The organism is Geobacter sp. (assembly GCF_027327745.1).
In the GTDB taxonomy this organism is placed as follows: Bacteria; Desulfobacterota; Desulfuromonadia; order Geobacterales; family Geobacteraceae; genus Geobacter.
On sequence record NZ_DAHVYG010000079.1, the window covers coordinates 1 to 14,430 of the forward strand.

7 protein-coding genes and 1 pseudogene are annotated in these 14,430 nt (G+C 55.5%); 3 read left to right on the forward strand and 5 right to left on the reverse strand.

Going from position 1 to position 14,430, the window contains the following annotated elements; all coding sequences use genetic code 11:
• Positions 1-74 (reverse strand): annotated as a pseudogene (locus M6689_RS14490) (IS3 family transposase); the annotation flags it as partial.
• A gap of 317 nt (positions 75-391) precedes the next feature.
• Between M6689_RS14490 and M6689_RS14495 the strand changes: the two are divergent.
• Entirely contained in the window at positions 392-9,250 is an 8,859-nt protein-coding gene (locus tag M6689_RS14495) for an SBBP repeat-containing protein (RefSeq protein ID WP_298273134.1), read from the forward strand.
• Between the two features lie 21 nt (positions 9,251-9,271).
• A complete protein-coding gene (locus M6689_RS14500) occupies positions 9,272-9,418 on the forward strand; it encodes a hypothetical protein (RefSeq protein WP_298273136.1) in 147 nt (48 codons plus the stop codon).
• Here the strand turns inward: M6689_RS14500 and hemG are convergent.
• Entirely contained in the window at positions 9,396-10,805 is a 1,410-nt protein-coding gene (gene hemG, locus M6689_RS14505) for a protoporphyrinogen oxidase (RefSeq protein WP_298273137.1), read from the reverse strand. The two genes, M6689_RS14500 and hemG, sit on opposite strands and share 23 nt — an antisense overlap.
• Positions 10,806-10,855: 50 nt before the next feature.
• A complete protein-coding gene (locus M6689_RS14510) occupies positions 10,856-11,284 on the reverse strand; it encodes a MarR family transcriptional regulator (protein WP_298273139.1) in 429 nt (142 codons plus the stop codon).
• Between the two features lie 149 nt (positions 11,285-11,433).
• On the opposite strand from M6689_RS14510, the gene M6689_RS14515 reads away from it, so the two are divergent.
• Complete coding sequence (locus M6689_RS14515) at positions 11,434-12,324, forward strand: DnaJ C-terminal domain-containing protein (RefSeq protein WP_298273140.1); 891 nt, start codon at positions 11,434-11,436, stop codon at positions 12,322-12,324.
• Between the two features lie 85 nt (positions 12,325-12,409).
• Here the strand turns inward: M6689_RS14515 and M6689_RS14520 are convergent, their stop codons facing one another.
• Positions 12,410-13,372: a peptidylprolyl isomerase gene (locus M6689_RS14520; RefSeq protein WP_298273142.1), complete on the reverse strand. Its 963-nt coding sequence runs from the start codon at positions 13,370-13,372 to the stop codon at positions 12,410-12,412.
• Between the two features lie 73 nt (positions 13,373-13,445).
• A complete protein-coding gene (locus tag M6689_RS14525) occupies positions 13,446-14,375 on the reverse strand; it encodes a peptidylprolyl isomerase (RefSeq protein WP_298273144.1) in 930 nt (309 codons plus the stop codon).
• Positions 14,376-14,430: the final 55 nt, after the last annotated feature.

Sequence of the window (14,430 nt, forward strand, 5' to 3'; positions counted from 1 at the left end):
TTGATTTCCGGTGCCGCTCCAGTCGAGCTACGCTCTCCTTCCGCTGCACCGGAGACATTTACATCCTTTGCCATTGACGACCTCCTTGAACGCGTACATTTACCTCATTTTCGTGTCCAAGAAAACCGGGGCCGCCATACCTGGGCGTGTTGTGCTGGAGGATAAGGCTGATAAAGAGCCGGAGACCGTTATCATCCGGATAGAGAACGGTAAATCCAGTGTGGAGCGTTTGCGGAAATCGCCGGAAGTCCGCCCTGTGTTGATTGCTCCGGGGAATTTCGGGAATTCGCTACCGGGAAAATCGCAGTAAAGCAGATCCAGTCTGACGGATATGCCTATCACACTATACTTTCATGTATTGATGCATTTGCCCACTCAGGAGGGTTGTACGATGAAGAAGATGGCGTCCGAGCGCTTGGTAACTCTCAAATGGCTTTCTGTTGCTCTGAGCTTCCTTCTGGCAAGCTTCTTCAGCGTCATTCACAGTGAGGTTCAAGCCCAAGATTTCACGGCCCGCCAGATCGGCGACTACGGCAACGTCACCGTCATGGAGGTCACCGGCAATTACGATGAGCACAACGCTGACGGCACCATAAACGCCGTGCCGCGGCAGGTGATTGCGCAGGAGTTCTTCAAGACCCATAAGGACGACTACGATTTTCTCGTCATCTTCACCAAGTTCGATTTCACGTTAACTTCGGACACGGCGGCCTTCTACCTCCAGATCAAGAACGACATCCGTGGCATAGGCCAAGATATTTTCGACAACTCCCACCTTTATGGAAGTGCGGGAAAGCTGCAGGGCACCATCGATATGGGGAATATCGCGAAAATCGCCACTGATCCCCTCTCCCCCGAATTTGAATTCACCCTTGACACTCTGGGCCACGAGATGCTGCACCGTTGGGGCTCGTACGTCAAGTTCAAGGACCAGGCAGGAAGTATAAGCAAAGCGCTTCTCGGCAAGGACGACGCCCACTGGAGTTTCCTCCTCGACACCAAGGGATCCCTGGAGTACGGCAACCAATGGCAAGATAACGGCAATGGCACCTTTACCTCCGTTGCCGTCCGCAAGTACTACAGCCCCCTCGATCTCTATCTTATGGGGATGATTGACAAGTCCCAAGTCCCCCCCATGCTTCTCATCGAAAATCCGTCAATCGATCCGAACAAAATGCCGGAAGTAGGTGCCATGATCACCGGTACCCCCCGTTACGTCACCATCGACGACATCATCGCGGCAGAAGGGGAACGGATCCCTGGCAGCAAGGACGCCCAGAAGCAGTTCAAGACTGCCTTTATATTTGTTACCGCCCCCGGCACCTTTACCGGCGACGAACTGTACGGCATCGAAAGCATCCGCAACGGATTCCTTCCCCGTTACTCCGTCCTCACCGATGGAAAAGGGCTCGTCCAAGTAGCATCCACTCCAAAGGACGATATCCCTGTCAACCCTGGCGTGCTCCCTCCCACCTCCACTCCGCGGGTTCTCCCTCCCTCCATCGATGACGGGATCAAGTGGCTCACCACCCACCAGCAGGCCGATGGCAGCTGGACTGATTTCTCCCTTACCACCGAGCGGGACACGGCGGAGGCCATCACCGCCCTTCAACTATTCCCCGCAGCACAGCTCCAGTTCTCAGCCGGACTCCAGTGGTTGGGGGCCAATTTGTCCGCCAGCACCGACTTTCTGGCACGCAGGCTGGAAGCAATCGCTAACGGGGGCGGAAACGGTGCTCTGCATATTACTCAACTGCTTGACCGTCGCAATACTGACGGCGGATGGGGAAGCGGTCGTGGCTTCATAAGTAATCCGATCGATACCGCCTTGACCCTGAGAGCTTTGTCGAGAGCCTCATTCTCGGACCAAGCAATAATCGATGCAGGACTAGCCTATCTTAAAGGGACCCAAAATAACGACGGCGGATGGAGTGGCAACGATACGGTCAGTGCTATACAACCGACAGCTGAGGTTGTTCGCATTTTTAACACCTATCGAAAAAGCTATGATTTGGAGAACCAGATAAGCTTGGGCAGAGCATTTCTTACTGGGAAACAAAATGCCGATGGCGGGTTCGGGAACAGCCCGAGCACAGTATACGATACGGCGCAATCAGTACTTGCCTTACTGGATGCGGGTGGAGGTTCGAGCGCTGTGACCTATGCCGGCCTTCAGTACCTTCGAAATAGCCAATCGGCTACTGGCAGTTGGAATGAAAGTGCCTATCAAACAGCCTTGGCAGTACAGGCATTGTTGCGAGATGATACTGATCTTGCCCCTGACTTGGAGTTCGATAGCAATGCTATGACTACTATCTATCCTATTACGACTATCCCAGCCAATGTTACAGTCAATGGCATCATTAGAAATTTGGGCAGAACTAACGTGCCAAGTGCAACTGTAGTGCTATATGAGGGCCTAAACAAAGTGGCGGAGTCAAATATCGCTATAGCGGCTCAAGGTTCAGCCACAGTGGTATTCCCATTAAATATCAACGATAACAGTCATCATTATTACAAAATGGAGATCGATCCAGTAAACACGGTAAACGAATCAAATGAAAACAATAATTATATTTTGATAAAAATTGAAAATAATGTCCAAAAACCTACGGTAGGCTTCACACAAACGGTATCTAGTGGGTCAGAGTCAGTTACATCAGTCAAGGTGCCTGTCTCATTGGATAAACCATGGTTCGAGCCTGTTACAGTTGCATATTCTGCAAGCATAAAGAGCACAGCCTCTAGTCCTGCCGATTTTACTCTTAATCCGGGCACACTGACCTTTAATCCCGGTGAGACAGTTAAATTTATCGATATTTCAGTCGTTGATAACCCTTCCCCCGGACCAAACAGAACCGTTGTCATTGATTTATACGAACCGGATATTATTCTGTACGAAATAGACCGGAAGGCTGTGATAACAAACAGCCGACACACATATACGATTTTGGATAGCAAACCGGTCCCGGCGGTGAGGATTTTCTCTCCCGTCGCAGGTGTAACAAGGGAAAATGCACCGCGTCTCATTTATGCCGTTGACAGCGGTACGGTTAAGGTTATGGTGGATGGGGTTGCCGTCAGTACAACCTCCGGCGGTTATCTCGGTACTCTTTCCGATGGCAGCCATACCGTGAGAGTTGAATCCACCAACGGAACTAACACCGGATTTGCCGAAGTATCTTTCACAGTTTACACTGGCACCGAGGCCCCCTATGAAAATGCTTTGAGTCTTTACCTGCACAAAACTGATCCGACAGCTATTGATAAATTCGGGAACTACTATGTTGTAATACAAAATGAGGGACTCCAGAAACTGGATAGTTCTGGGAAGAAGCTATGGCAGAGTGTTGTACCCATGGACGAAGTCAGAAATATTGCCATTGACTCGGAGGGAAGTGTTTATGCGGCTGGCTGCAATTTCAATAATGCTACTGATGCAGTCCTGGTCAAATACGACTCGCAAGGTGTGCAACAGTGGATGCATTTGTTCGACTCAAATGTTACCGAAGCGGCTCAAGGGATTGCGGTCGACAAGAACGACAATGTTTACCTAACTGGAATGACTACTGGGGATCTGGCGCGGGTTCAATTTTCACTAAGCTCTACGGTGGACCTGTTCGTGACCAAATTGGACAAAAAGGGGTCTATACAATGGGCACGTCAATTACCGATCCAAAATTTTTACTCCAATTTGTTAATTAAAGATTTTTTGGCACAAATGCCAACTGGCCTTGCAGTGGATGATGATGGCAATGTTTACGTGGCTGGCCCTACCGATAGAACCCTTAGTGATACTCCAAATGCAGGTGGCTTTGATTATTTCCTGTATAAATTTGATACCGACGGGGTTGTAAAGTGGGTGAGACAGGAGGGGACGGGTCAAACTGACTGGGCGCATGGCGTGGCGGTCGATTCGCTTGGAGGTGTTTACGTCATTGGCGAGACCGGTGGTGGCCTGGACGGCAACACAAACTTGGGATCTTCTGATGCATATGTGGTGAAATATGATAGCAGTGGCACTAAACTATGGACCCGACAGTTAGGTAGCTCTTTGTCCGATAAAGGCCACGCTATTATTGCTGAGAAAAATGGTGTTTTTTATGCGGCATTCGAAATTGACGGACATGATGTTGTCACGAAATACGGCATAAGTGGTAATCAAATTTGGACAAAGGAGATCGATCACGGATCGTTCAGCTGTATTGATCGTCTACTGCTGGGGGCAAATGGATACCTTTATCTATCGTGGGATGTTCCAGTAGCTCCAGGAGATAGTGTTTACATAGACAAATTGCGTGACCCGCGCCTGCCCCAGGTTGCTTTTGATAAGAATACCTTCCAAGTAAACTCTGGCACTGCGAGCATTTCCGGAACGATGGAAACCGGTGCCCTGATAACAGTCAAGTTGGACCCGGGTGCATTTCCCGGAACCGTCACGTACCCAACGCCTGGTAGCTGGCAATGTACGTTTAACGGGCTTGTCGAAGGGGCCAATCTGGTCATTGTGACAGCAAAGAACAGCCTCGGCTTTACGGACAGCGCCGCGGCAACGGTAGTATTGGATACCGTTGCTCCGATCGTTCAGATCGTCTCCCCTGTAGAGGGGCAAACTTATCTGGAGAAGCCAAATCTGATCTATACGGTCAGCGATGGTACAGTGAAGGTCAGAGTTAACGGTGTTGAAGTATTCAAGCATTCTGGTTTCCCTCTTGATAGTCTCTCTCCGGGCTTGAATTTTGTCAGGGTAGAGGTGACCAATGAAGCTGGCAGCAGCCGGTTTGCAGAAGTGGCTATCTTTGCTGAAGGTGCTGCGGTGGGAGAACTTCCCTACGGAACATCATGGGCACAGCACGCCGGTTTTACCCGCGATAGTCTCATTCAGATGTCGAATTCCTTGATTGTTGGTGATACGGTTTCTGATTTCGTGCGAGATGGAGCTGGGAACTATTATGTAACCGGCACGACCTCGGGGGGGCTTGACGGAAAGACTATTCAAGGTCAGACAGATGTTTTTGTCATGAAATTTGATGCTCAGGGAAACAAACTTGGGCCGGCGTGGCTTATTGGCACCACTAACGTAGAATATGGCAGTAGGATAGCGGTAGATACAACAGGAAATATCTACCTTGCGTGGACGACGGAATATGATCCTGTTACTGCAAGTGGCACTAATTTAACCGATGTCAACGTTGTTAAATTTGACAGTACAGGCAATCAATTGTGGACTCAACAACTTGGTTCTAGTAATGAAGATTATCTCAGCGACATTGCCGTCGATGAGAACGGTAATGTGTTAATTACAGGAGATGCTGCAGGATCAGTAGATAATAAAACATTTGGTGGGGTCAATGATTTTTTTGTAGCTAAATACGATACTAATGGCGTTAAACAGTGGACAAAACTATCTGGTCAGAAAGGATACGATGGTTCTTACGATATTGCGCTCGATAAAAGTGGAAACATTTATATAACAGGGGAAACCGAAAGCGGGTTGAATGGTTTGGCTGCCAACAATAGCCCATTCTTGGTCAAGTATAATACGAGCGGTGTGGTGCAGTGGACTAAAATCATAGATTCGCAACACGCTGGTTCAGGTTATAGCGTCGCAGTAGACGGCGCAGGGAACTGTTATGTCACGGGGAGCGTTACCGTCACTGGGTGGAATCTTTTTCTGGCCAAATATGATGGAGCAGGCAATCAACAATGGATCAGTGCTATGGAAACAGCTGGAGATGATGTTTGGGGTCTGGCACTGGATGCAACCGGCAATGTCTTTATAACAGGCTATGCCAGTGGTATCTTCGATGGGAACTCTTATCGGGGAGGCAGCGATATCTTCGTCGTCAAGTTCGACGTGAACGGAAAAAAACTCTGGTCGACTCAAATTGGTAATGACAATAATGATTATCCTGCGGACATCACCGTCGATCCAGATGGGAATGTTTATCTGCTCGGAGATACTTACGGCAGCATTTTGGGCACATCATCACCAGGTAACAAGAACCTGTTCATCATGCAACTGAAGCAACTATTGCCCGATACGATCCCTCCAACTGTTACCGTTACTCCCGTTGAGAGTCCAACCAATTCTGAGGTCATAACCCTTACTGGCACGATGGAAGAAGGGGCGATGGTGACGGTAACCGCGGATACGGCAGCACTTATCGGATCTGTGGCCTACCCAACTGCCTCCACATGGAGTTGCACAGTGTCCGGATTGCCGGAAGGGGTGACACACTTTACCGTAAAAGCCACCGATGCCGGCGGCTTAAGCTCCACCGCAAATGCAACGGTTACCCGCGACTCTACGCCACCGGTGATTCAGATCACGTCCCCGAAAGGCTTCGTCAAGAATAGCTCGCCAATTCTGAATTACACCGTCAACGAGGGAACCGCGACGGTCAGACTGGACAATGTGGTTATTTCAAAATTCTCTGGTAGCGCTCTCGGTCCCTTGGCTGACGGCAGCCATACCCTCTACATCGACGCCGTGGATACTGCCGGGAATAGCAGCTCCGCGGATAGTCCATTCACTGTCGATACCGTGCCGCCAAGCCTGTCGATCAATCCTGTCTCCATACCGACCAGCGTAGCGAACCAGACCCTTTCCGGCACAACTGAGGTAGGAAGTGTCATAACGCTCTCTACCAATGGCACGGCATCAATTGGAACCGTAATTTACCCGACACAGACCACATGGCAGTGCATGGTAAGCAACCTGGCGGCAGGCCTCAATACCATTACCGTTACCGCCACTGACCAGGCCGGCAACAACAGTTTGGCGTCCGTGACGATTGACTACAAACCCGGAGTGGCCATCGCGCTTTCGAAGGGTACGATTGCCGCCGATTACCGGGGTAATGTGGCGCTGACCATCGGTAATCTAAGTCCCTCAGGCAGCGAGGTGGTCGTCGAGCAGTTCGTGGATGCCAACCAGAACGACGTAATCGATACCGGAGACTATGTGATCCGGTCTTTCCGGGTAACCGACGGAACACCTTCTACCAACCCCAACGTCCAGGGCGACGAAGACGGCATGGCTGACGCCACCATACGGACGTCACTGAATTATCTCATGACCAACGATGTCTATCACGCCCCTGGACGGTATCTCTTCCGGGTGGCGAGTGGAACCACCACCGCCGTTGCCGCTTTCAACGTAACGCCGGTCAGCAGACCGCAAGCCATTCATGGTCTCGTCTCAGACGGCGCCGGTCCCGTCCCCGGTGCGCTCGTCCGACTGCTGGACAAATGGCAGCGCCATGTTGGATATACCGTCGCCGACGGAACTGGCAACTATTCAGTCGCTGTCGACTACCCGGGGCAGTATTATCTGGTGCCTTACGCATATGGCTATGCGGCACGAAACGCCATTCCCGCAGTGACAATCGCCTCTGGCCAGACCGTTTTTGGCCTGGACGTCGCCCTCGTTAAGGGAGACAATCGTCTTTATGGAAAGGTCACTGACACAACGGGTACCACCGGAGTTGACGGCGTATGGATAGTTGCCTTGAGCTCCGATTACACCGGTGTCGCCATTACAGACAGTAATGGCAGCTTCGATCTCACGCTCCCCGCCGGTCAGTATGAAATCACCTCTTCCTTCGATCTCACCACGCCCAACCCGTCAACTAAAGGGTACCTCGGCATTCAACGGGGAGTGGACAGGGTGTCACTACCGGGTTACAGCGCCAGTATCGAGTTCAAGCTGCCGCGGCCGGAAGTATTCGTGACCGGAAGGGTCACCGATCCTTCGGGCAATCCCCTTGGTGGAGTGCCGATCGAGGGGAGACAGCAGAACTATATGTTCGATCAGTATAGTGAGAGCAATGGGCCACGGGGAGGTGCGCTTACCGATTCCGATGGAAACTATTCCCTTGGGCTTGGGCTTGGAGACAAATGGAACATGGGCATCAATCAGGACTACAGCGGATATGTCGGTGCATTCCAATACCCGTTCTCGACGTCGAGTAATTCCCTTTCCGGGAATAATCTTACCGCCGGGAAAGTGACAGCATGGATCGAGGGACGCTTGACGGGCCCGGGTGATATTCCGCTCAGAGATGCCGAGATCAGGGTGAAGGGTGCCATCAACGGTCAAGCCGGCACGGTAAGAGTTCTAAAGGCAGACGCTGATGGAACGTACAGCGTGGGGGTTGGCGCCGGAAGATGGGACTTGCTGTTCAAATCATCACCTGACGCAATTTTCAGTGATACCATACAAAGCGTTGATGTCGCCGATGGTGAGACGAAGATAATTGATGTTGCGGTAATCACACGCCCCCCCTTGGCAACGATGAGTCCTGTAAGGTTGTTGATGAATAAGGGCATGGATTCTCTGGCGGGTACAAGAAGCGAGAATGTGGGCGTCTCTTTGAGCTTGCCCGACTTTCCGCTTCAGGTTCAGTACCCGACGCCGACCACATGGAGTTCCGATCCATTGGACCCCGGCCTTTTCAGGGAGGGAGACAACATCGTAACCTTTTACGGCTTTGATGGTTATGGTTCTGACGTGATTTACAAAAACATAACCATTGAACAATCACGACCGGTAGTGACGATAACGTCTCCCGCCGTCAATGCAGCTTATGCTACTGCACCAATGCTCCAGTTCAGCGTAAGCGACCAGAATCCGGTAACGGTTGAGGTCCGAGTCGATGGGAAGGTCGTGCAAGCCTATTCAGGTGATTTCCTCGATCTGTCTGCCGGGAATCACACCATCTTTGTGGGGGCAACCGATATCGCCGGAAACACCGGGTTCTCGTCGCTTGCATTTACCGTGGGAAATTCGCCGATACAGCTCAATGTAGTGGAAGACTTCGAGACCGGTGACCTGAGCAAACTGCCTTGGGTTTTGAGTGGAGAAGGGATGTGGTCGGTTGTTCCAGGGATAGGCTACAATGCTTCGTATGGCGCCAAGTCGCCGAGTTCACTCCAATACGGACAGAATGCTGTCATGGAGGTGACGTATAACTGTGTAACAAATGGCACCGTGCAATTCCTGTACGAGGTCGACGGATCATCCAATGATTACTCAGCGCTTCGTTTTTACATTGATGGAATTGAAAACCTTGAGTCGACTTTGCAGAGTCCCATGGCTTGGGCTAGTTTTGCAGTTGCAAGTGGAAAGCATAGCTTCAAATGGGTTTATTCCAGGAAAAACTCATGGAACTCTTCCGGGAATAATGCTGTCGTGCTTGATTTCATTAAATTAAATTGCAACGTAGCTAAAAAGACTCGGAGATAGGTACGTAAGTAGGGCCAAAAGATGGGGATCAGCGAAGAGAAGACCGAAGAGCTCACATTCGGTGATCGGGATATGTCTTTGGTGCATCTGATGCTTTTGCATGAAGAAAGGGGAGCTGCCACGGGGGAGCTCCCCTTCGTCGATTTCATCGGGAAAGAAGGTGGGTGATCACCTCGTCGGCGGTGCGGTTGGCGGCGGCGGCACAGTCGTTCAGGCCGATCCCCCGGTAGGAGTTGCCGGTGAGAAAGAGCCCCGGGTGGGCCGAGGCCTGCTCCTGGAGGGCCGCCAGGCGCTTGCCGTGGCCGGTGGTGTACTGGGGGATCGCCTGGGGGTGGCGGAAGATCCGGGCAAAGGAGGGCTCGGCCGTGATTCCCATGATGGTCCGGAGGTCCTCCTGCACCCTGCGCAGCACCTCGTCGTCGGGGAGCTTCACATACTCGGGGAAGCAGGCGCCGCCGAGCATACTCCGCAGAAGCACCCGCCCCTCGGGGGCGCGGTTTTCGAAGATGCTGGAATCCCAGAGGGTGCCGAGGGTGTTCATCCCCTCACCCTTGGGGATGAGATACCCGAAGCCGTCCAGGTCGCGGGCGATCCGTTCCCGCTCGTAGCCGAAGCAGACGACGGTCATGGAGGCGTAGGGGATCTCCCCCAGCACCCGGGCCATGGCGGAGTCCACGTCGGCGAGGATGGCGGCGGCGGCGTGGGCGGGGGAGGCGAGGATCACCACGTCGGCGTCGATGTCGACGGCATCGGTGCGCAACCGCCAGGGTGAGCTTCCTCCCCGGGCGAGGGCCGTCACGGCCTGTCCCGTCACGATGGTCTCGGGGCCCAGCTCTTCCGCCAGGGTGTCGGTCAGCTCCTGGATGCCGTTGCGGAAGGAAGTAAGGACCCCGCCTGGGCCGGCGGCGCCCGCTACCGCCTTCCCCTGGGCCGCCTCCCTTTTCTTCTTTTTCGCCAGCTTGATCATCGCCCCGACGAGACTCCCGTACTCCTCCTCCAGTTCCGCGATGCGGGGAAAGCAGGAGCGCAGCGACATGGTCTCCGGGTCGCCGGCGAAGATCCCCGAGACCATGGGGGCGATGAGCTTCTGGAGGGCCTCCTCCCCCAGGCGGCGGCGCCCGAAGGAGGCCAGCGTCTCGTCGGCGCCGTCGCTCCGCTTCGGGATGAACGGCTCCAGAGCGAGGCGCAGCTTCCCGGGCCACGAGATGAGCCCGCTCCTGAGGAACATGGGGCCGTTTTCGGGGAGGCGGTGCAGGGCGCCCCCGGTGTAGATGAAGCGCTTGCGGGCGTTGTCGTTGCTCCGCAGGAGCCGCTCCGCCGCCCCCAGCTCCCGGCAGAGGTCGAGGGTCTGGGGCTTGGAGTCGAGAAAGCCGTTGGGCCCCCACTCGCAGAGGTATCCCTCCCCCCTGATGCTCCAGATCTTGCCGCCGACCCGCTCCTCCTTCTCCAGGAGCGTCACGTCCAGCTCGATTCCCGCCTCCCGGGCGCGCTTGCGCAGCAGGTATGCGGTGGACAGGCCCGAGATGCCGCCTCCGACGACGATAGCCTTTTTCATGTCAGTCTCTCCTTGTGTTTCCTGACGATGCGTTTCGCTTTGCCATGCCCCTAGTTGAGTTTGCCGAGGACCTCGGCCAGGGTTTCGAAGGCCCCCACGAGTCGCTCCTGGTCCCCCTCCGGAAGGCGGGCGAGGAGGGAGCGGTAGTTCTCCACGATCCCCCGCCGGACCTCCCGGATCAGCTCCTCCCCCTTGCCGGTGGTGTAGATGATCACCTGGCGGCGGTTCCCCTCGTCCACCGCCCGGTAGACGAAGCCCAGGTTCACGAGCCGGTCGACCATCTCGCTGGCCGAGCTCATGGCGATCTCCAGCTCCCTTGCCAGGAGGTTCAGGGGGCAGCTCCCCTTGTCGTAGATGGTGAGGAGCATCTTGTACTGGTTGTAGGTCAGGTCCATCCCCTCGTGAACGAGGCTCCTGATCCGCCCCATGACCCGCATGATGACCGGGTAGAGCTGGGCGATGCGTTCGATTCGTTCCATGGCACTCTCGGCGGCAGATAAAATGTTCGGATGCCTAAATGTTAGAGGTGCGAAGGTTGCCTGTCAAGGGAAAAAACGGCGCGGTGTTGACAGGGGAGGGAACAGCGATTACATTCAAAGCGCCGACTTCAGTGAGAAAGGAACCGTCCATGGCGCAGAAGGACTACTATGAAGTGCTCGGGATAAAGAAGGGAGCGTCGGAGGACGAGATCAAGAAGGCGTACCGCAAGCTCGCCCTCAAGTACCATCCCGACAAGAACCCGGGCAACAGGGAGGCCGAGGACCGGTTCAAGGAGATCAACGAGGCGTACGCCGTCCTCTCCGACCCCCAGAAGCGGACCCAGTACGACCAGTTCGGCTCCAGCGGATTCCACCAGCGCTATTCCCAGGAGGATATCTTCCGCGGTTTCGACGTGGGAGACCTCTTCAAGGATATGGGGTTCGGCACCGACGACATCTTCTCCCGCATCTTCGGCGGCGGCTTCCGGCAGGGGGGGGTCGGCTTCGGTGGCGGGCGCCGGCGGGGGGAGGATTTCTCCATGGAGCTGCGGGTCACCTTCCGCGAGGCCTACGGCGGCTGCGAGAAGCGGGTGGCGTTCATGCGGGACGGCAAGCGGGAGGAGATATCCGTGAAGGTCCCGGCTGGGGTGGAGAGCGACGCCCGGCTCCGGGTGGCCGGCAAGGGTGGTTTCGGCAGCGGCGGTGGGCCGACCGGCGACCTCTATCTCGTGGTGCAGGTTGCGGGCGACCCGGTATTCAGCCGCGAGGGAGACGACGTGGTGGTGGAGCGCTACGTCCGCTTCAGCGATGCTGCCCTCGGGACCACCCTCGATGTCCCGACCCTGGAGGGGACGAAGCGGATCAAGGTCCCCGCCGGCATCCAGTCCGGAACGAAGATCCGGCTCAAGGGGCTCGGCTTTCCCCACCTGGGGATGGGGGGAAAGGGGGACCTGTACGTCCGGGTCGGCGTTACGGTCCCCGAAAGTCTCACCGCCGAGCAGAAGGCAGCAGTGGAGCAGCTGCGCCATGCGGGGCTCTGACGTCCCGCACGGAATTCCTATGAAAAAAGCGCGGCGGGAAGCGAACTCCCGCCGCGCTTTCGTATTTTCCGGTCCGGCTCCCGCGCTACTTTATCTCGATCGCCGCCCCCTTGCGGAGGTCGGCGACCCACTGGTTGAAGCGCTCCTCCGATTTCTTCCGGTAGAGGATATCCTCGATCTCCCCCTTGACCTGTTCGAACGGCTTCGGGGTGCCGGGAATCCGGGCCTCCAGCTTCAGGATATGGAGGCCGGTGGGGGTGTTGATCAGGTCGCTCACCTCTCCCGGCTTCATCCTGGTGAGGCTTTCCTCGAATTCCGGCAGGATGTCCTCCTTCCGGAAAGTGCCGAGATCCCCTCCGTTCTTCTTGGCCGCCGGATCGTCCGAGTACTGGCGGGCGAGCCCGGCGAAATCCTGCCCCGCCTTCGCCTCGTAGAGGACGGTCATGGCGGTGGTCATCACCTTCTTGACCGTATCGGCCGGCATCTTGTCGTCGAGGCGGAAGAAGATGTTCCGTGCCCGGTAGCTCTCCTCGGCGCCGAACTTGCTCTGGTTCGCCTCGTAGTACTCCCGCATTTCCCGCTCCCCCACCTGAATCTTGGCCCGCACTTCCTGGCTCACCAGCCGGAGCCGCTCCAGCTGCTCACGGATCTGGGCCTTGTACTGGTCGAAGGAGAGCCCCTGATTGGCCAGGGCCGCCACGAGCGCTTCCTGGGAGAGGCTGTTCTGACGCTTCACGTCCTCGATCGCCTGGCGAATCTCTTCTTCGCTGACCCGGATATCGAGCTCCCGGACCTTCTGTTCCACGAGCTTGCGGTCGATGAGGCGGTTGAGGGCGGTCTCGTCGAGCCTGGCGCGGACCGGATCGTCGGGGGGGAGCTGCTGGCGTTCGATCTCCTTGAGGAGGGAGGCCTTTTCCTTGTCGACCGCGTAGGAGGTGATCACCTCGTCATTGACGACGGCGACGATCCGGTCAACCACCGCCGCGGCGGAAAGGAGGGGGGTGGCGAGGGAGAGGGCGAGAATGAGAGCTGTGAGGAGTTTGTTCATAATTTCCCGGTCGCACGACGCAAAACCGGCCGAACACGCGTTCGGCCGGCGGGAGGTGCTGGTGTGTGGCTGTCTATTTGCTCTCCGGTGCCGGAGCGGGTGTTGCCTGGGAGGGGGCCTTGCCGCCGAGCTCCTTCAGGACGTCTTCCTTGATGGAGATCTTGGCGTTTTTCTTGATGTCGTCCTTGAGCTTCTGGAAGACTTCCTGCTGCTTGGTGGGGAGCAGCGCCGCCTTGATCTGATCCTTCACCTCGTCGAAGGAGCGGATGCCGGCGGGACGCTTGCCGGTCAGCTTGATGATGTGATAGCCGAACTTGGTCTTGACGATGCCGGAGATCTCCCCCTCCTTGAGGCCGAAGACCACCTTCTCGAATTCGGGAACCATGGACCCCTTGCTGAACCAGCCGAGATCACCCCCCCTGGCGGCGGCCGAGTCGATGGAGTGCTTCCTGGCGAGTTCCTCGAAGCTGGCTCCCCCCTTGAGCTCCTTCAGGAGGTCCTGCGCCTCCTTCTCGCTCTTCACGAGGATGTGGCTCGCGTGGACCTGGGCGCCGGTCTTGAACTTCTCCTTGTTCTCGTCGTAGAACTTCTTCATCTCCGCCTCGGAGACGCTGGCCTGCTCCTCGACCTTTTTCTTCAGGAACGCCTCCACGACGACCCGCTTCTTGAGTTCTTCAAGCTTGGCGGCTACCTCGGGGCTCCTGTCGAGGCCGTCCTTTTTGGCCTGCTGGAGGATAAGCTCCCGGACCACCATGGTGTCCAGAAGCTCCTTTTTCCCCTCCGGGGTGTCGGCCATCGGCTTCAGGTACGGCGGAAGGTTGTCGAGCTCATGTTTGAAATCGGAGGTGGTGATGGTATCTCCGTTCACCTCGGCGACGACCTGTCCCTCTTTCTTGGCCGGTGTGCCTGACGGGGCGCCGCTTTCGCTCTTCCCCTTGCAGCCCGCCAGGGGGGTGATGGCCAAGGCGGCCGCGAGTATCGTGACAACCGTTTTTAGTTTCACCGATTTCTCCTTTGCAGATTAATTAACTACTGAACAATCTTGCGGAAACTAGCAT